This is a genomic window from Bradyrhizobium sp. PSBB068 (assembly GCA_016839165.1).
Classification (GTDB): domain Bacteria; phylum Pseudomonadota; class Alphaproteobacteria; order Rhizobiales; family Xanthobacteraceae; genus Bradyrhizobium.
Genome location: CP069300.1, coordinates 5,024,725 through 5,042,953 on the forward strand (window position 1 = coordinate 5,024,725; position 18,229 = coordinate 5,042,953).

Consider the following 18,229-nt stretch of genomic DNA (forward strand, 5'->3'; position numbering starts at 1 on the left):
CGCGAACTCGCGGTCAAGACTAGAAACAGCGGACTTCAGCTTCGGCCTGGGCGCGCCTGAGGTCGTTGAGTGCGTTGGCGGCCTGCTCGGATGAGCGGAACTGGCCGCCCAGATTGCCGCGCACCTGCGCCATGCTCAGCACCGTTTCGGCGGTGACGTAGCGATCATAGGGGATGATGGAGGCGACGACGTCGATCGAGCAGGAACATTGCTCGATCGATTGCCGGGATTCGCCATTGGCCTTCATGCAGCCGAACACATATTCTGCCCGCGCCGAGGTCGGGTAGTCATTGATCTCCTGGGCCCGCGCGCCCACGGAAGTCCCGGCGAGCACTGCCAGGAGCATGGCCGGGACGGCGACAATCGGTCGTAGCATGCCAGCTCCTGCCATGGTCGTGCTTCCTCTTCTCTTCCCGCAAGCTATGCTATGGGTGTCGATCAGAAAAGAAGACATTCGGGGAAGTGGCTCAAGAAGCGATGATCATGTCTGTACGCACGGTGTTGGCTGCGGCAGTTCTGGCGGTCATGCAGTTCGGCACCTCGTGCAATGCGGAGACCATCCGCGTTGCAGCGCAGAAGACCGGAACGTTCGCCTGGGAACTGGCGGTCATTCGCTCCCATGGTCTCGACAAGAAGGCCAACCTGTCGATCGACGTCGTCGAGCTCGCCAGCCCCGAGGCCGGCAAGATCGCGCTGCGCTCCGGCACGGCCGACGTGATGGTGTCCGACTGGCCCTGGGTGTCGCGCGAGCGCTCGCTCGGTGCCAAGCTGCAGTTCTATCCGTATTCGAGCGCGCTGGGCGCGGTGATGGTGCCGGCTGCCTCACCGGTCAGGACGCTCGCTGACCTCAAGGGGCGCAAGCTTGCGGTCGCCGGCGGCGCGATCGACAAGAACTGGCTGCTGCTGCAGGCCGCCTTGAAGCAGGACGGCGTCGACCTGAAGTCGCAGGCGACCATCGTCTACGGTGCGCCGCCGCTGCTCGCCGCCAAGACCCTCGGCGGCGAGATGGACGCGACGCTCAACTACTGGAATTTCTGCGCGGCGCTCGAGGCCAAGGGCTTTCGCCGCCTCGCCGGCATGGAAGAGATCCTGCAGAAGCTCGGCAGCAAGGGCCGCATCGCGATGATCGGCTATGTGTTCGACGAGGCCTGGGCTGGCGCCAACAAGGACCTGGTGGCCCGCTTCATCGCGGTGACGCGCGCTGCGAAAGAGGTTCTGGCGACGTCGGACGCCGAATGGGATGCGATCGCGCCACTCACCGGCGCGCAAGATCCGGCGACGTTGCAGGCCTATCGCGACCGCTACCGCGAAGGCATCCCGCGCCGTCCGATCGTTGACGAAGAGGCTGATGCCCGCGTGCTCTACCGGGTGCTGGCGCAGCTCGGCGGCCGCGATCTGGTCGGCACTGCGACCGAGCTCGATCCCGGCACCTTCTATCAAGCGATCCCGGGAGACTAGCGGTGCTGCGCCTGCTGTCATTCGCGCTGTTCATCGCGACCTGGTGGATTGCCTCGCTCGTGATCGGCGATGCGAAGCTGCCGGCACCGCCGGCGGTGCTGTCGGTGCTCATTGCCGAGGCCCGATCGGGCGCGCTGTTCGTCAACCTCGGCGCAACGCTGGCCCGCGTCGCGCTGGCCTTCACGCTGGCGATGGCGCTCGGCTCGGCGATCGGCTACCTGATGGGCCGCGTCTCGCTCGCCAATCGCCTTGGCGATCCCTGGCTGATCCTGCTGCTCAATTTGCCGGCGCTCGTCGTCATCGTGCTGGCCTATATCTGGGCCGGGCTGACCGAGGTCGCGGCGATCGCGGCCATCGCCATCAACAAGCTGCCGACCGCCGTCGTCACGTTGCGCGAGGGTGCTCGCGCGCTCGATCCTGCGCTCGACGAGATGGCGACGGCGTTCGCCTTGCCGCGCGGCCGCGCGTTCCGGCATGTGATCCTGCCGCAGCTTGCGCCCTATATCGCTGCCGCGGCGCGCTCCGGGCTCTCGCTGGTCTGGAAGATCGTGCTGGTCGCCGAATATCTCGGCCGGCCGAACGGTGTCGGCTTCGAGATCGGCGTCGCCTTCCAGCTGTTCGACATTCCCCTGCTGCTCGCCTACTCGCTGAGCTTTGCCGGTGTCGTGCTGGTCATCGAGACGGTGATGGTGCAGCCGTTTGAAACCAGGCTAACGCGGTGGCGGCTCCGTGCAGCTTGAGGTCAATATCACCGGCAAGAGTTTTGAGAGCGCGGCCGGGAAGCGGCACGACGTGCTCGACAACGTCACCTTCACGTTGAACGCCGGCGAGGTGGGCGTGCTGTTCGGCCCATCGGGCTGCGGCAAGAGCACCCTGCTCCGGATTCTCGCCGGGCTCGACGGCAACTACCGGGGCCATGTCGCGCGCTCGCCGGGCATGCGCCTCGGCATGGTGTTCCAGGAGCCGCGGCTGCTGCCCTGGCGCACGGTCGAGGAGAACGTGCGCCTGGCCGCACCTGGCGCCGACGACGGCAAGCTGTCGGCGCTGTTCGAGGTGCTCGAACTGAGCGCGCATCGCAACCACTTTCCGGGCGAGTTGTCGCTCGGCCTCGCACGCCGCGTCGCGCTTGCCCGCGCCTTCGCCATCGAGCCGGACTTCCTGATCCTCGACGAGCCGCTGGCCTCGCTCGACAATGCCCTCGCGGGCAGGCTGCGCGACCAGGTCGCGACCCTGGTGGCGAGCCGGACGATGATGACGCTCCTTGTCACCCACGATCTCGACGACGCCGTCCGCCTCGGCGACCGCCTGTTCTTCCTGTCGCCGCGGCCCGCCCGAATCCTTCACGTCGAAACCATAGCCGCGCCGCGTGCAATGCGAGGTGAGCCGGAGATCGGCGAGATCAAGCGACGGCTCTCGCAGTTGGACCTTGCAAATATGTGAGACGCCGTCATCCTTGGATGAAAGCTGCAGGGAGAGGTTTGATGTTGCGCGCGTTGATTGCTGTTGGTGTCGCCTTGCTGGTGCTGCCGGCGACCGTGCTCGCCCAAAGCAAGGGCAAAGGCATCCGGCTATGGAATCTGACCAGCGCCACGATTTCGAGCTTCGAGCTGTCGCCGGCCGGCAAGAATGAATGGGGCCCCAACCAGACGCTGAACGACAAGGACAAGGAAGTCGACCACGACGAGCGCCTGCGCATCACCGGCGTCGAGCCCGGCCGTTACGATGCCAAGGTCGGCTACAGCGGCGCCAGGCAGTGCTTCGTCCGCGACATCGAGATCAAGGCCGATGCCGTGTTTTCGGTCTCCGACAAGGACCTGAAGGACTGCAACAAATAGGGGTTAGCCCGCCGGCGGCTTGCCGTCCGTGCTCGCGCGATCATTGCTGTGCGGATATTCGCAGCGCCATCGCACCGCGGTCCATTTCGGATGCTCGCCGACCCATTGCGCGATGTAAGGCGGCGCAGCCATGGCGCATTGCTGCAGCGAGCCATTCCAGTTGAACACCAGATGCTGCTCCTCGCAGGTGGCGGGCGACAGCACGGCACATACGGTGACGATCAGATCAATCGGGTTCATGCGCGATCCCTAAGCGTGCCCATGAAAAAGATAACACGACGGAATACGGAGTCAGCCGATCGCAAGTTTCACAGCCCCGTGAAACGACGCGAGAACCCGGTCTCGAGGCCTTTGCGTCCTAGAAATTCAGACCATACACCAGCCGCGCCTGTTGGCGCTCGAAATTGACCAGGTCGAGCGCGGCATTGCTCCCGGCCCGCTGTCCCCAGGCCTGCACGCTCCAGGTCGCGGTCAGGCGCGTGCGCTCGGAGAGCTGGAAATAGGCGGTTGGGCCGACGAATAGCGCCTGCCCGGACAATTCATCGAGGCCGATCCCGTCATACTTCCTCAAATAGCGCACTTCGCCGCCGATCAGGACATCCGGCTTCACCTTGGCCATCAGCCCGAACGCGACGCCGACCGTGGCGTCCTGCTCCGCCGCACCGGTGCGCGGCATGCGTGTCCATTCCGGCTCATAGCTGACGTTGAGGGCCGCAACCGCAAGATTCGGGATCACCTCGCGGTCGAACGCCACTATGAGTTCGGTGCCGTAGCTGCGGACCGCCGCGGCGGTCGTTTCGTCGATGCGGTTGGCACGCGTCGCCAGCGCGACCGTCATGCCGAAGGGCGCGGCCTCGCGACCGAGGAAGCGATAGCGGAAATCGACCGAGACGCCCTGCCACGCCGATTGACGGCGATCGTCAAAGCCCGGGACGCCGTTGATGTCGTACGCGCCGAACGAAGTGCCGAGCTCGACACGAAAGTTCGGTGCCGGAACGAGCTCGAGCTCCATTTCCTGGTTGAGCGCGCGGTAGCGGCCGCCGTCCTTGGCGAAGCGGCCGGTGGTCTGGCTCTGGAATTCCCGCTCGCCGACCTCCCCGACATCGGAGCCGATCATGAAGCCGAAGATGTGCTCGGTATCAAATCCTTCCGCGTAGGCAGCGAGCGGCAGCACCGCTGCAACGCCGGCGACCGCAGCGCACAGCGCCCCCACCCAACGCCCTCGTTTGATTTCCAGACCCATCGACCCCGGACCACCGCCTCAGGCCGCACTGTAGGGCAAAGCAGCACGGCCTGCCAATCGCGCACGCGGTGTCAGTGTTTCGTGGGAAGGATGCGGGGGAAGCTATCCGGGCGGCGGCATCGCGGCCGCGAAAGGCGCCTGCCCGGCTCGATACAGCAAGCTGCACGAGTCGGGCGGGCTGTCTCGCATGACTTGTCTTAGATCACTTGTCTTAGATCACTTGTCTTAGATCACTTGTCTTAGATCACTTGTCTTAGATCACTTGTCTTAGATCACTTGTCTTAGATCACTTGCGCGCTGCGCAGGCGTACATGTTGATTTCCATGCCGACCGGCACTTCGACGATCTTCGGTGCTTTCCAGGCCATTTCCTTCTCCCAAGTACAGGTTGGCGCAAGCCTCGCGCCGCACGGCAAGCTAGGGCTGGCGCTTCCAGGGCGCAAGCCGGCCGGATAAGGACCCGACTTCGCTGCTGGACATGCCGACACGGACGACGGCTCGCGGGCATCAGCCCGGCTTCGAAACGGCTGGGAAATTCCGACACTGATCTGTCAGGCATTTTCCGGCTGCCGGAGGACGACGCGCGCATAAGCAGACCGGATTGCGTCGGCCAAGTCTTGCCCGGGAGCGAAATCGCAACTTTATTTGTTATGCGCGGAATCCAGCGTCAATATCCGGAATTCGCCCGGCAGAACGAGCCTATTTGAGCAGGCGCAACAGTGCCCGACCGGCGCGCGATTTGAACTCTTTCGCATCCGGTGTTCCGTCATTGTCGGGACCGGCGGCCCTGAAACGCTGCTCGACGAGCGCGAGGTACTCGTCGAGCGTCAGGGTGCCGTCGTGATCCGGATCCGCCGTCTTGAGCTCCTTCGCGGTCAGCCGCCCGCGTAATTCGCGCACACCGAGCGTGCCGTCATGATCGGGATCGAGCTTCGCGAACAGGTCGACGTATCGACAATTGCAATGTGCCGCCGGACAAGCGGGGAACCAAGCCGCGTCCAAGTGCCTGTCCCCATGCGCCGTCGAGCTGATCGAACCGTTCGCGCTGCGGCACAAGTGCGAACCGCGCTTGGCATTGCGTATTCCGCACTACGGTAAGCCACGGACGCATCAGCGGAAAAGCTGACGCCTTCGACCGGCCTGCTGCCGTGGCTGGGGTTCGTTCACGTTTTCGTATTGACCCGTTTTGGTTTCAGGCCGATGGTTCCGTCCGCAACGTCAGGAATAGGCGTGCAGAGCAAGGTTCATTGGGAGGATATGATGAGACGCATTGCGCTGGCCGCAAGCCTCGTAATTCTTGCATCCTATGGTGCAAGCGCTCAAACCAACGAGCAGTTGGTCAAGGGTGCGACTGATACATCGAACGTTCTCAATTACGGAATGGGTTACAATCTTCAGCGCTTCTCGACGCTGAACCAGATCAACAAGGACACCGTCAAGAATCTGGTGCCGGTCTGGAACTACAGTTTGAACGACGACCGCAGCGAGGAATCGCAGCCACTCGTCTACCAGGGCGTCCTTTACGTCACCACGCACAACGCCACGATCGCGATCGACGCCAAGACCGGCAAGCAGATCTGGAAGACCAAGGTCGAATATCCCGCCGAGACGCCGCGCATCGTCTGCTGCGGCATCATCAATCGCGGCGCCGCTCTCTATGACGGCAAGCTGTTCCGCACCACCCTCGACGCCAATGTGATCGCGCTCGATGCCAAGACCGGCAAGGAGCTGTGGCGCGAGAAGGCTGCGGACATCAAGGAAGGCTACTCGATGACGGTGGCGCCGCTGGTCGCCGACGGCGTCGTGATCACCGGCATCTCGGGCGCCGAGTTCGGTACCCGCGGTTTCATCGACGGCTGGGATCCCGCGACCGGCAAGAAGCTCTGGCGCACCTACACGATCCCGACACCGGACGAGCCCGGCGGCGACACCTGGAAGGGCGATACCTGGAAGCTCGGCGGCGGTTCGACCTGGATCACCGGCTCCTACGACGCCGAACTGAACACGGTGTATTGGGGCATCGGCAATCCCGGACCATTCAATGCCGCCGTGCGCCCCGGCGACAATCTCTACACCTGCTCGGTGCTCGCGCTCGATCCGAAGACCGGCAAGATCAAGTGGCACTACCAGTTCTCGCCGAACAACCCGTTCGACTACGACTCGGTGGCCGAGATGGTGCTCGCCGACATGAACGTCGAGGGCAAGCCGACCAAGGTGCTGATGGATGCCAACCGCAACGGCTTCTTCTACGTGCTCGACCGCACCAACGGGAAGCTGCTGGCGGCCAATCCCTATGTGAACGTCAACTGGGCGACCGGCGTCGACATGAAGACCGGCCGCCCGATCGAGACCGACATCGTCAAGGACGCGCGTGACGGCAAGAAGGTCACGGTCTATCCGTCGATCCTCGGCGGCAAGAACTGGGAGCCGATGTCGTTCAATCCGCAGACCGGCCTCGCCTACGCCAACACGCTCGCTTTCGGCGGCAAGTACAAGTCCGAGCCGGCGACGTTCAAGCAGGGCGAATGGTATGTCGGCATGGACCTCACCGATCCCTGGGAATGGGGCACCGGACCGCGCGGCCATCTCAAGGCCATCGATCCGATGACCGGCAAGGCGAAGTGGGAAGCGCCGAGCGATATTCCGCGCTTCTCGGGCGTGCTCTCCACCGCCGGCGGCGTGGTGTTCTCCGGTCAGTTGACCGGCGAATTCGAGGCGTTCGACGCCGACACCGGCAAGAAGCTCTGGCAGTTCCAGACCGGCTCGGGCATCGAGGGACAACCAATCACCTGGCAGCAGGACGGCGTGCAGTATGTCGCCGTCAACTCAGGCTATGGCGGCGTGTATTCGCTGTTCTCGGGCGACGAGCGGTTGGCCAAGGTGCCGCCCGGCGGCTCGCTGTGGGTTTTCGCGGTCAAGAACTGAGCGCGGAGCACACGTGACTGAAAGAGTACCCCTGTTGACGGCGGCGATCTTCGCCGCCGTCGCGGCAGCCTTGATCACCTTGATCCCGGCGGCCGCACAGCAAGCCAGTGCAATCGACCTCGAAGGTCAGTCCGACCAGGGCAAGGTCACCTACGCCAAGAACTGCTCGCATTGCCATGGGCCCAACATGGTCAACTCCGGTACGATCACGCCGGACCTGCGCGCGTTCGCCGGCGACAAGACTCGCTTCGTGACCACCGTGAAGCAAGGCAAGAACGGCAAGATGCCGCCCTGGGCCGATATCCTGAGCGAACAGGAGATCGCCGACGTTTGGGCCTTCCTGCTGAGCCGGAGGCCCCAATGAAGGCCCTCCTGGCGACTGCCGCGACCGCGCTGCTTCTCGGCATGACGGCGGCAACGCATGCCGGCAACGAACCGCTCAGAGTATGCCTCGACGAGGACCTGCCACCCTTGTCGGCGCATCATCGCGGCAAGCCGGATGCCGGCTTCGACGTCGCGCTCGCGCAAGCGATTGCCGAGCGGCTCGGACGTCCGCTCAATATCCAATGGTTCGAGAGCAAGCTCGACGAGGATTCCAGTCCGGCGCTGGAAGCTAATGCCTTGCTCTCGGACGGGCGCTGCTCGCTGGTCGGCGGCTATGCCCTCACGACGGATTCGCTGAAGGCGCCCGGCGTCACGACGGCCAAGCTGCCGGACTTTGACGGCGCCACCCGCGACGATCGCCGCCGCCGGATCCCGATCGGGGTGCTGGTGCCGAGCCAGCCCTATATCTATTCGCCGATGACCGTCGTGCTCGGTCCCAAGGCCAAAGACCGCAAGATCACCGATATCGGCGATCTCGCCGGCCTTCGCCTGACGATCGAAAGCGGCACGCTGGGCGATGCCGTCCTGATGAACTTCGACAAGGGAAGGCTGATCGACGACATCACCCACCTCGTTCCCGGCCGCAGCGACCTGCTCGGAGAGCTCGAGCGCGGCGAATTCGACGCCACGTTGCTCGACCTCCGCCGGTTCGACGCCTACCGCGCGAGCCGTCCGGATACCAAGATCACAGCGTCGGGCTATTATTATCCGATCGGCGCCAACCGCGGTTACGTCGCACTCGAGACCGACAAGGCGCTGCTGGACGCCGTCAACAAGGTGCTCGCCGATCTGCAAGCCAAAGGCACCATCGCCGAGCTCGGCAGAACCGCCGGCCTCACCTGGCTCGCCCCGCGCGAGCCGATCATCCTCGGCGATGTCTGGCTCAAGATCCTGAACCGCTGAGCCGCTCGCGGCGGCCCGCTATTTCAGATAGTTGGCCAGGTTCATGCTCTGGATCTTGGCGATCGCCGAATAGGACGCCGTCAGTTGCGCCTGATAGGTCGACAACTGCGCCGTCACCGCAGCGACGTCGACGCTGGTGAGGTTGGTCGACAGGGTTTTCGCGAAATTCTGGTAATCGCTCTGGCTGGTGCTGGCGGTCTCGATCTGCGACGCGGCCGTCGAAAGCTTTGCCTGCACCGTGGATGTCGCATCCAGCGCATTGCTGGCAAGGTCGAGCGCCTGCGAGATATTGCTCGACGTCAACGTCGTGCTGTTGCCGACGTATTTCAACAACCGCATGACCTGCTCGAAGGCCGGATTGTCGGCGGTGACGCCGTAGGAAACGGACTGACTGTCCGAAACCCGCACCGAGGCGATCTCGCTGTCGCCCTTGTAGTAGCTGGTGTCAGACGTCGTCAACGATCCGGTGCCGGTGTCATAGCTCGACAGATCAACGGGCGCGGTGTCGGTGCGGGCGCCGCTGAAGACATACTCACCGTCATACTGGGTGTTGAGCAGGCCCTGCATCTGCGATATCGCCTGCTGGGCATAGTTGATCACCGACGCCGTCGCCGTGCTGCTGCCGGTGGTCGCCGCGCTGAGTTGGGTGCGAAGCTGTGTAATGATATCGGTCACCGAGCCGACCGCCGAATACATCGCCTGCACCTTGTTGTCGGCGAGATTGCTGGCATCGATATAGGTCTGGGCACGCGTCACCGACACCTGCAGATTGATCACGCGCCCGGCGTTGGAGCCGTAGCCGCCGAAGTCCTCGGATTGCAGTCCGGAGGACTCCTGCACCTGTTCATTGGCCATTGCGGCCTGTAGGCGCAGCGCACCGGTGACCATCTGATCCGACAGCGCAAAGGTAGCAACACGCATCATCATGACGATGGCCTCACGCTGTGGTCATCGCGGTCATCAACGCCGAGAACATGGCGTTAATGGACGTGATGATCTGGGACGCGGCAGCGTATTTGTTCTGCAATGCACTCAGGTTCGCGCTTTCCTGGTCGATGTTGACGCCGGATTGCGACGACATCGAGCTCGCATAAGTCGACTGCGCGGTCTGCTTGGCGGTGTAGGTCGACGACGCCTGAGCGGCCTTGCCAGCGACGTTGGCAACGATCGCTGCCGCGTAGTCGGTGAAGGAGCCGGTGGTGGCGCCGAGCCCGCCCGCCATGGCGAAATTGGTCGACCCCGTCAGCGCGCTCGAGAGTGCATTCACGACGGTCGCCGAGCCCGCCGACAGCACCGAGCTTCCAACCGCCAGGGTTGACGACGCGTCGAGCGTCGACGTCGGCAGCGCCGCCGTGCCGTTGAGGATATCGCTACGTACCGCAATATTCGAAGCGCTGGTGCCGGTGATCAGGTCGTTGAGCCCGAAGTAATCCGAGAATCCCTCCGCCGAGCTGCCGACCGAGCTCGTCATCTCGTTGATGGCAATGCCGTTGCCCGATCCAGAGGCAGAGATCGTCAGGTGTCCGTTGGCATCGACCGACGCGGACACGCCCGAGATTCCGTTGATCGCTGTGGCGAGCGCGCCGACTGTCGTATAGGACGCCAGATTGAGGTCCTGGTAGGAGACGAGGTTGCCGCTCTTGTCCGCGACCGCGATCCGCACCGTGCCGGTCGCCGAGAGCGGCGTCGCGTTGCTCACGGTGGCAGTTCCGGTCAGGCTGGCCGGGGGCGGCACCGATGTGCCCTGGTTCGATACCGCGTTGACGCTGGCGGTCAGCTGCTGGGCGAGCTCGTCGAGCTGCGACTGCGCGGCCGGCAGCGTCTGATCACGCAGGTTGACCAACGCGCTGACCTTGCCGGAGGAGATCTGCGAAGTGATGTCGACCCCGTTGACGGTGATGCCACTGAAGCCGCTCGTCGGCGAGCCCGCGACATACGTCGTCGATGCCGTCACATTGGACGTCGGGGTGAAGCTTAGGGGATGGGCCGTGCTGTCGACCAGCGCCTGCCCCGAGCCGGTATAGATCTGCAGATCGCCGCTCGATGTGGTGAAATAGCTCACATTCATTTGCGACGCGAGGTCCTGCAGCGCACTGTTGCGCTGGTCCTCGAGGTCGGCAGTGGGCTGGCCCGCGGCCGCCTCCTGCTTGATCTGCTTGTTGAGGTCGGAGATCTGCTGCAGATCGGAATTGATGTCGCTGACCGACGAGGCGATGTCCTGGTCGGCATTGGCACGCAGCTTCTGGATACCCGTCGAGGTCTGCTGCAGCTGCGTCGTCACCGCGCTGAGCGCGCTGACGGCGTTCGACTGCAGCGACGCGCTGCTCGGCGTGCTCGCCAGCGACGACAGCGCCGATTCGAATGCTGCGAGCGTGTTGGCGAGCGAGGTGCCCGTCGTCGAACTGCCTCCACTCGACGTGCTGCCGTAGAGCTGCTGCAGCTCGGTCAGATAGCTGTTGTTGGTGTTGGCGGCACCGAGATCGGAATCGGCTCCGACCAGCGACTTCAAGAGCAGCTTGTCGACCGCGCTGCTGATCCCGGTGATCGTGACACCGGTGCCGACGCCTGCAGTGACGTTGCTGCTCTGGTTGGCGGTCTTCTCGGTATAGCCCTTGGTGTCGGCATTGGAGATATTCGCCGAGGCGATGCTGATCTGCACCTGCGTGGCGGACAGCCCGCTGAATGCGATGCTTCGTGCAATATCGAGCGACGACACGACCCACTCCCTCCGGCGCCGGCCCGATCAGGCCCGCACGTTGGTGCCATAGGACATCGCGGACGTGACGCGACGGCCGCCGGCGCCGTAGGGCGATACGTTGGCGATCTGCTCGCGGATCGCCTGCATGATCGCCTCGATCCTGCGGTTGCTGGCATCGATCGCCGCGCGCAGCCGCATCACATTCTCGTCCATCGCGACCCGGAGCTTCAGGATCCGATCCAGCAGCTGCTCCCGCAGCACGCGATCCTGGACGTTGAGGTTTGCGGCCTTGCCGACGGCTTCCGCCACGCACTGCTCGAACAAGGAGGCAAGCCGGTTCTTCTCGTCGACCTGCTTCAGCCGCGAGGCCGGTAGCCCCTTGGCGAGCTCGACATTCTCCTCGTTCACGATCGCGATCAGATTGTCGATCAGCGTGATCAACGACCTGGCGCGCTCGTCATTGCCCGCGGGATTGATCTTGATGTTGCGTTCCGGTGTCATGTCATCGCTCCCGTTCAAGCTAGTGTCCGCGACGCAGGGCGCGAACCGATTGTGCGCTGCGCCCATATGCGGTGATGGCCGTTACCCGGGCCGAAGCCCGGTTGAATTCCTGGTCGAGCCGTACGCATTCGCGCATCAGCAGATCGCGTAAGGTTCCGATATCGTCGAGCAGCGCAATGAGCTGCGCCCGATCGCCGGCCCTGACGCTGGCGGCTCGCGCGGTCAGGCGCCGCAGCTTTCGCAACAGGGCATCTTCGCGGCTTGCGTTTGCCATCATCGCGACACCGCCGAGATCAGCGTATCGAACATCTTGTTGACGGTGGTGATCACCTGCGACGCAGCCGAATAGGCCTGCTGGGCCGAGATCATGTTGGAGAACTGGCCGCTGGTATCGGTGGTGCTCGATTCCAGCTCGCTGCCGTAGATCGTGCCCGCACCGTTGTTGCCCGAGGTCTGTAGCGTGGCGTTGCCGGAGGCCGCCGTCGCCGAGTACATGCCGTCGCTTGCCGCGGTCAAACCGTTGGGGTCGCTGAAGGTCGCGACCGCGATCTTGTAGATCGCGATGGTCTGCCCGTTGGAGTAGGTGGCGTCGACCACGCCGCCCTTGCCGATCGCGATGCTGCTCAGCTTGCCGTAAGGCAGGCCGTCCGAGTTGATGCTGGTAAGATTGATCGCGGGTGTCGTTTGCCCCGACGAGTATTGCGTCAATCCGTCGGTCTTGCCGGCCGTGCCGAAATCGAGCGCAATGGCGCTGGTGCCGGAACTGTCGGCCGCGCCATCGGTCCAGCCGGTTATGCTGATGCTCGGATTGGCCGGCGTCGTCGAGGCCAGCGACCCGTCGGGGTTGAAGGTGATCGATACAGTATCGGTGATCGGAGCGGCTGTGGTCTTGGTGGGGTCCGACGCCAGTTTCGGCTGGCCAAACGAGGCCGTCCAAGTGTTGGTGCCGGTCTTCGCCCAGGTGACCTCGACCGAACTCGCGGTTCCCAGCGAATCGTAGACCGTCATCGAGCTGGTGAACGCGGGAGCGGCGGCGGTGGGGGGTGTTGCCGTAACTGCCGCATCAGACGGCAGGTTCAAGGCAAATGTCGTCTTTGTGGTGGCGCTGCCACTGGTGGCGACCGCTTGCGTGTTGATCGGCGCCAGGCTGGAGGCGGAGGCATTACCGATGATGTTGCCTTGAGCGTCGGTGCGCCACCCCTCGAGGTAATTGCCGTTGTTGACGAGATATCCCGAGTTGTCCGTCGTGAACGCGCCGTTGCGGGTGTAGGAGGTGGTGCCGCCGGTCGTCGCATTGGTGGTGACGAAGAAGCCGCTGCCCTGGATCGCGACGTCGGTGGCGTTGGTGGTCGCGGCGAGCAATCCCTGCTGGGTGATGTTGGCGCGGCCGGATACATTGACGCCGCCGGATGTGTATGAGGTGGCGCTGCTCGACGCCGTCACCAGATCGTTGAACATCGCCGACGTGGTCTTGTAGCCCGTGGTGTCGGCGTTCGAAATATTATCGGAAATCATTGCCAGCGACTGGCTCTGCGCGTTGAGCGCCGAGATCGCCGAGGAAAGTGCACCAGTGAGACTCATGATAATACTCCGGAAGCAATCAGGACGTGACGCCGATGATGTTGGCGGCGCTGACCGGGACGCCGTTCACGAGCAACGAGGGCGTCGAGCCGGAGGCATCGATCCCGGTCACCGTTCCAGTCATCGTGGTGTAGCTGAGCAGCGAGTTCCCGGCCGCGTCGGTCGCGTTCACCTGGATCGTGTACTGGCCGCCATTGCTGAGCTGGGTGCCGCTCGTGGTCTGACCATTCCAGGCGAAGGTGTTGGAGCCGGCATTTCCGGTCCCCTTGCCGCTCCACACCGTATTGCCGGAGGAATCCTGGATCTTGATCGCGACGTTGGAAGCGGCCGAGGTGAGCGAGTAGCCGAAGGTCGCCGAGCCGTTGGTGAGCTCCGCCGTGTTCGTCTTCGCCTCGACGGTGTGGCCGATGTAGTTGACCGAGTTGAGCGTCACGAGGCTCGAGAACGAGTTCGCGAGCGACGTCATGCTGGCGTTGGTCGACTGCTGTTCGGTGAAGTTGGCGTAGGAGGTGAGCTGGTTGATGAAGTCGGTCGTGCTGGTGGCGTTCAGCGGATCCTGGTTCTGCAGCTCGCTGACGAGCAGGTTGAGGAAATCGGTCGAGCTCATCCCCATCGACGCGCTCGTCGACGAACTCGACGAGCCCGAGGCGGCGGAGGTTGCAGCAGAGGTTGCCGAGGAAACGGTCATGACAAGGCTCTCTTCGCCGCTGGCTAAGGCGACGGAACGCGTTGAAACATTGGGATCGTGAAGTCGTTCGCAGATAAAACGGATGACGCGCCGAATTCAGGCGCGGATTCATCCGTGCGGAATCACTTGATTAATCGGCAGAATCTGCCGATCGGCCGCGGTCCCGAGGCGTCCAAATGCATGCAGGCCAACGCGCCACGCGAAGGCGCGGCGTGCCGCAAAGGCGATGCGGAAGCTTAGAGCGAGAGGCTGAGCAGCAGATCCGGTTCGCCGAGCATCAATGCCGGCGGCGCCAGCGCGGGCAGCAGGCACAGCGCCAGCAACAGGGCCGGCAGCACCTTGCCTTGCTGGGCGGATTCGCCTGGCCCTTGCGCATCGTTTGGCTGCGCGTCGGGCGAAGCCGGCTCCGAGCCCGACGCTTGCGGCAGATCCTCTTGCGGCAGGTCCTCTTGCGGCAGTTCCCTTTGGGGCAGTTGCGCCGCCGCGGTCACGATGCGGTCGGCAAGGCCCTTGGGGGCACGAACCGGTGGCGCCGCGAGCGCCCGGCGCACTGCGCTCGCCTGCTCATAGAGCGTCCGCGCTTCGGCCGAAGAAGCCAGCAGCTGGACGGCGGCAAGACGCTGATCATCGGGCCAGCGGGATAGGTCCTCCCCCAGCCGGTCGATCAGGTCTTCGAATGTCGCAACGTCCATCCCGCGTGCAGATCCAGCCTCGTCGCCAAGGCCGTCATAAAGCATTCGCGGGACGGCGGAAATCAATTTCCGCCGCCGCAGCGTCAGGTCCAGCATGGTGCTCACCGGGCGGCCATTTTCCCCATCAGGACGCCCGCCCGGGCGCCCTGCCCCCCGCCCGGAAAGGCCGCTTCGCCGGGCGATTCGTGCCGTCCCGCGCTCAGCGGCCGGCGGCTGATTCGAGCGTCTTCTCGGATGTCTTGGCCTTGGCGGCCTTGCCGGCGGTTGCCTCGACGAACTTCCAGGCGTCGCGAAGCTCCGTCAGGCTGGCGATGATGCGCCGGAAATTCTCCTTGGCCTGCGGTCGCCCATAGGAGCGCAGGCATGCCATGATCAGGGCATTGTAGGTCCGGAACAGGCGATCGGCCATCGCCCCGCCGCGGGTGACGTCGAGATTGTGGCTCAGTCCACGCAGGATCGCGGTCGCCCGCGTCAGATGGGCGTGGCCTTCCTCGAAGCGCTTCGCCTCGTGCGCATCCAGCGCCTTCTGCAGAAACGTGATGGCGCCGTCGCACAGCATCACCACCGCCTTCAACGGCGGCACCGCCACCGCGGCGGATCGGTAGGCATTGTTGGCGTGGTAGGCCATTGCATTCTGGGTCATTATTTACTCGATGATGCGTTCAGGAGGGCGCTCAGGTAGCCCAGCGTGTTGTTCGCGCTTTCGATGGCGGCCTGGTAATTGGCGAATTGAAGCTGCAGCTGCGCCTTGAACGTCGCCGCATTGCTCTGGATGTCGCTGACCTGGGATTGCAGGTCGGTGTCGCGCGACTGCAGATTGGTGATCAGCGTCTGCAGCTGGCCGCTGGTCCCGGCATTGGTGTGCGCGAGCTGGTAGATCTGCGATGCAAGGCCTGATGTCGACGACACGGTGATCGATTGCGAGGTCGAACCGGTGTAGGTGAACGCCATCCCGGCGTAGATCGTGCCCGAGTTGCCGATAATGGTGTTGCCGACGACCGAAAAGCCGGAACTGTCGCCGCCGACGGACGCGCCGTTCAGCGTCCCGGTCGAATCCACCGTCACGTCGAGCGTGAAGGATTGCGGCGACGTGCCGGTGTTGACGACGTTCAACTGGCTCGACGAGGTCGTGGTCTGCGCCGACAGCAGCTTGGTGACACCGGCGAGATTCTGCGTCAGCACGGTCGACAGCGTGCCGGTGTCGAGCTGCAGCTCGTTGTTCTCGTTGAACGACAGGCCGAGATCGGCCATCGTCATGCCGTTCACGGTCCCGCTCAGCACCTGCTGGAGCTGGGTCATGATATCGCGCATCGTGCTGTCGCCGAACAGCACGGCGCTCGATGCGGCCGTGCCGTCGGAGTTCTGCGCGGACTGTGCGATCACCTGGTCGCGAAACGCATTGTAGTTGGTGACGAAGGTCTGCAGCGCCGTGGTGATCTGGCTGGTGTCGGTCTGGATGCTGATGTTCAGGCTGGTGCCGCTCGGCGTCGGCTGCAGCAGATCGAAGGTGACGCCGGAGAGCACGTCGGAAATATCGTTGGTGTTGCGGGTAAGCGCGATGCCGTCGAGGCTGAATTGCGCGGACTGCGCCTTCTGCAGCACATTGGTGAAGGCCCCCGTCGTGTCGGTGACGCCGAGCTTGTTCATGATGTCGTCGCCCGAGGTCGACGAATAGGTGATGTTGGCGGCATCCTGGGTCCCCGTCAGCACCATCTCATAGGACCCGCTCGACACCTGGACGATCGAGGCCTGGACGTTGGTGGTCGAGGTCTGGGCATTGATGGTGTCGGCGACATCCTGCATCGACATGCCGCTGGTGATCGAGATCGCGGCGCTGCTGCCGCCGGCCAGCCCCAGCGAAAACGTGCCGGAGAGGCCCAGCGCCGTCGACGTGCTCGATTGCGTCGAGCCGATCACCTTCTGCGCGGTCGCGAGCTGGGTGATCTGGAGCGTGTGATTGCCGGTCGCCGAGCCGCTGTTGACGCTCATGTTGAGTGCCGAGGAGGCGCTGACGTCGCCGGTGGAGGAAATCGTCGCCGAGCGCGTGGCGAACGCATTGGTGGCGATCGAGTTGATGATCGAGGTGCTGAGCGACGACAGGCCGCTGGCCAGCGTCGACAGCTCGGTCTGCAGGGATTGGTAGGCGGTGATCTTGGCCTGGTTCGCAGTGATCGATGTCGTGATGTTGGTCGCCTGCGCGAGCTTGGCGTTGACCTCGGCGTTGATCAGCGCGGTCCAGTCGATACTGGCCGAATTAGTGGTGCCGGTCGTTGTCACCGTGCTGGCGGAGCTCGCCGACGTCGTGCTTGACGTGCTCGAGGTGCCCGAGGTCGCGCTGCTAACCGTCATGTCGACACTTCCGCCGCAACAAGAATCGGGCCGGCATCATGCCGGCCCGATCAGCCGTTCAAACTAGCCGAGCAGCTTCAGCAGGTACTGCGGCATCTGGTTTGCCGCCGTTTCCGCCGAAACCGCGGCCTGGGTCTTCACTTCGGCCGAAGACAGCGTCGCCTGCTCGGCGGCGATATCGACGTCCTTGATCGCCGAATTGGCGGACTGCAGGTTCTGGGTCTGGGTCGAAATCGAGTCGGCGCTGAAGTTGAAGCGCGATTCCTGGGCACCGATCTCGGCACGGGCGGACGACACGCTGTCGATGGCGCTGTCGAGGGCCGACATCGCGCTGGTGGCAGCCGACAGCGTCGAAACGTCGAGCGAGGTGACGCCGAGCGAGGACGCGGTGAGGTTGGTCAGCGTGATGGTGATGGTGTCCGCCGAGGTCGAGCCGACCAGCACCGCGACGCCCGAGGAGAACACGCTCGAACCATCCAGCAGGCTCTGGCTGCTGTAGCGGGTGCCGGTAGCGATCGAGTCGATTTCGCCCTTGAGCTGCGTGAATTCCGAGTTGATGTAGGCACGGCTGGAATCGGCGACGGTGCCGGAGGCGGACTCGGAGGCCAGCGACTTCATGCGGGCCAGGATGTCCGAGATGTTGGAGGCGCCGCCGTCGGCGGTCTGCAGGATCGAGGTCGCCTGCGCCGCGTTGGTGGCGGCCTGCTGCAGCGTCGTGATGTCGGAGGAAATGCGGGTCGAGATCGCGAGGCCGGCGGCGTCGTCGGACGCCGAGGTGATGCGCGAGCCGCTCGACAGCTTCGACAGCGCGCTGGTTTCCTGCATCGAATTGATGTTGAGGTAGCGGACCGCGGAGTTGGCGGCGGTGTTGGTGGAAATTGCGGGCATGAGTAGCTCCTGTGCTGATGGGGCATGGCATGCCGCATCGTGAGAAAGTGAGGTGACGCGGTTCCAGCCCCCGTCCGCCCGATCA

Annotated in this window: 20 protein-coding genes and 2 pseudogenes; 7 read left to right on the forward strand and 15 right to left on the reverse strand. The window is 64.0% G+C overall.

The genetic code is table 11. The annotated features are described in order from the left end of the window. Nucleotides 1–19: 19 nt before the first annotated feature. Nucleotides 20–391, reverse strand: coding sequence for a hypothetical protein (locus tag JQ507_23550; protein QRI67920.1), 372 nt, complete (start codon nucleotides 389–391; stop codon nucleotides 20–22). A gap of 86 nt (nucleotides 392–477) precedes the next feature. On the opposite strand from JQ507_23550, the gene JQ507_23555 reads away from it, so the two are divergent. The 4 genes from JQ507_23555 to JQ507_23570 are packed head-to-tail and all read left to right on the forward strand — an operon-like array spanning nucleotide 478 to nucleotide 3,293. Next, entirely contained in the window at nucleotides 478–1,458 is a 981-nt protein-coding gene (locus JQ507_23555) for an ABC transporter substrate-binding protein (GenBank protein QRI67921.1), read from the forward strand. Between the two features lie 2 nt (nucleotides 1,459–1,460). Beyond that, entirely contained in the window at nucleotides 1,461–2,198 is a 738-nt protein-coding gene (locus JQ507_23560; protein ID QRI67922.1) for an ABC transporter permease subunit, read from the forward strand. After that, nucleotides 2,188–2,898: an ABC transporter ATP-binding protein gene (locus JQ507_23565; protein QRI67923.1), complete on the forward strand. Its 711-nt coding sequence runs from the start codon at nucleotides 2,188–2,190 to the stop codon at nucleotides 2,896–2,898. Before JQ507_23560 ends, JQ507_23565 begins: the two co-directional genes overlap by 11 nt. A 41-nt stretch (nucleotides 2,899–2,939) precedes the next feature. Next, the gene (locus tag JQ507_23570; protein ID QRI67924.1) at nucleotides 2,940–3,293 is read left to right on the forward strand and encodes a hypothetical protein; all 354 of its coding nucleotides are present in this window, start codon (nucleotides 2,940–2,942) and stop codon (nucleotides 3,291–3,293) included. Between the two features lie 3 nt (nucleotides 3,294–3,296). Here JQ507_23570 and JQ507_23575 read toward each other — a convergent pair whose 3' ends face one another. The 4 genes and pseudogenes from JQ507_23575 to JQ507_23590 all read right to left on the reverse strand — a co-directional run bounded on the left by JQ507_23575 (nucleotide 3,297) and on the right by JQ507_23590 (nucleotide 5,477). Further along, on the reverse strand, nucleotides 3,297–3,533 hold the full coding sequence (locus tag JQ507_23575) for a hypothetical protein (GenBank protein QRI67925.1): 237 nt from the start codon (nucleotides 3,531–3,533) through the stop codon (nucleotides 3,297–3,299). Nucleotides 3,534–3,651: 118 nt separating this feature from the next. Then, nucleotides 3,652–4,536 carry a hypothetical protein gene (locus JQ507_23580; protein ID QRI67926.1) on the reverse strand — a complete coding sequence of 295 codons (885 nt, stop codon included), beginning with the start codon at nucleotides 4,534–4,536 and terminating at the stop codon, nucleotides 3,652–3,654. A 286-nt stretch (nucleotides 4,537–4,822) separates the two neighbouring features. Then, nucleotides 4,823–4,903, reverse strand: a complete 81-nt coding sequence (pqqA, locus tag JQ507_23585) for a pyrroloquinoline quinone precursor peptide PqqA (protein ID QRI73477.1) — start codon at nucleotides 4,901–4,903, stop codon at nucleotides 4,823–4,825. 331 nt (nucleotides 4,904–5,234) lie between these two features. Then, a pseudogene (locus JQ507_23590) lies at nucleotides 5,235–5,477 on the reverse strand (EF-hand domain-containing protein). A 318-nt stretch (nucleotides 5,478–5,795) separates the two neighbouring features. Between JQ507_23590 and JQ507_23595 the strand changes: the two are divergent. From JQ507_23595 to JQ507_23605, 3 genes are read left to right on the forward strand one after another with little or no spacing between them, the layout of a single operon-like run. Beyond that, nucleotides 5,796–7,460: a methanol/ethanol family PQQ-dependent dehydrogenase gene (locus tag JQ507_23595; GenBank protein ID QRI67927.1), complete on the forward strand. Its 1,665-nt coding sequence runs from the start codon at nucleotides 5,796–5,798 to the stop codon at nucleotides 7,458–7,460. Nucleotides 7,461–7,494: 34 nt separating this feature from the next. Then, the gene (locus JQ507_23600) at nucleotides 7,495–7,824 is read left to right on the forward strand and encodes a cytochrome c (protein ID QRI73478.1); all 330 of its coding nucleotides are present in this window, start codon (nucleotides 7,495–7,497) and stop codon (nucleotides 7,822–7,824) included. Further along, complete coding sequence (locus tag JQ507_23605; GenBank protein QRI67928.1) at nucleotides 7,821–8,747, forward strand: transporter substrate-binding domain-containing protein; 927 nt, start codon at nucleotides 7,821–7,823, stop codon at nucleotides 8,745–8,747. Before JQ507_23600 ends, JQ507_23605 begins: the two co-directional genes overlap by 4 nt. 18 nt (nucleotides 8,748–8,765) lie before the next feature. Here the strand turns inward: JQ507_23605 and JQ507_23610 are convergent, their stop codons facing one another. The 10 genes and pseudogenes from JQ507_23610 to JQ507_23655 form a co-directional block, all read right to left on the reverse strand. Then, complete coding sequence (locus JQ507_23610; GenBank protein QRI67929.1) at nucleotides 8,766–9,674, reverse strand: flagellin; 909 nt, start codon at nucleotides 9,672–9,674, stop codon at nucleotides 8,766–8,768. A 10-nt stretch (nucleotides 9,675–9,684) separates the two neighbouring features. Next, entirely contained in the window at nucleotides 9,685–11,463 is a 1,779-nt protein-coding gene (gene flgK, locus JQ507_23615) for a flagellar hook-associated protein FlgK (GenBank protein ID QRI67930.1), read from the reverse strand. A gap of 27 nt (nucleotides 11,464–11,490) precedes the next feature. Continuing rightward, entirely contained in the window at nucleotides 11,491–11,946 is a 456-nt protein-coding gene (locus JQ507_23620; protein ID QRI67931.1) for a flagellar protein FlgN, read from the reverse strand. A gap of 19 nt (nucleotides 11,947–11,965) precedes the next feature. Further along, nucleotides 11,966–12,220, reverse strand: coding sequence for a hypothetical protein (locus JQ507_23625; protein ID QRI73479.1), 255 nt, complete (start codon nucleotides 12,218–12,220; stop codon nucleotides 11,966–11,968). Next, nucleotides 12,220–13,527 (reverse strand): flagellar hook protein FlgE, encoded by a 1,308-nt coding sequence (gene flgE / locus JQ507_23630; GenBank protein QRI67932.1) that lies wholly within the window; start codon nucleotides 13,525–13,527, stop codon nucleotides 12,220–12,222. The genes JQ507_23625 and flgE overlap by 1 nt, the downstream gene beginning before the upstream one ends. 19 nt (nucleotides 13,528–13,546) lie before the next feature. Further along, nucleotides 13,547–14,215 (reverse strand): flagellar biosynthesis protein FlgD, encoded by a 669-nt coding sequence (locus JQ507_23635; GenBank protein ID QRI67933.1) that lies wholly within the window; start codon nucleotides 14,213–14,215, stop codon nucleotides 13,547–13,549. Nucleotides 14,216–14,685: 470 nt separating this feature from the next. Then, nucleotides 14,686–14,907, reverse strand: a pseudogene (locus JQ507_23640) (hypothetical protein). A 199-nt stretch (nucleotides 14,908–15,106) separates the two neighbouring features. Next, nucleotides 15,107–15,550, reverse strand: a complete 444-nt coding sequence (locus JQ507_23645; GenBank protein QRI67934.1) for a flagellar protein FliS — start codon at nucleotides 15,548–15,550, stop codon at nucleotides 15,107–15,109. Further along, nucleotides 15,550–17,256, reverse strand: a complete 1,707-nt coding sequence (fliD, locus tag JQ507_23650) for a flagellar filament capping protein FliD (protein QRI67935.1) — start codon at nucleotides 17,254–17,256, stop codon at nucleotides 15,550–15,552. Before fliD ends, JQ507_23645 begins: the two co-directional genes overlap by 1 nt. Nucleotides 17,257–17,319: 63 nt before the next feature. Continuing rightward, complete coding sequence (locus tag JQ507_23655) at nucleotides 17,320–18,144, reverse strand: flagellin (protein ID QRI67936.1); 825 nt, start codon at nucleotides 18,142–18,144, stop codon at nucleotides 17,320–17,322. Nucleotides 18,145–18,229 lie beyond the last annotated feature (85 nt).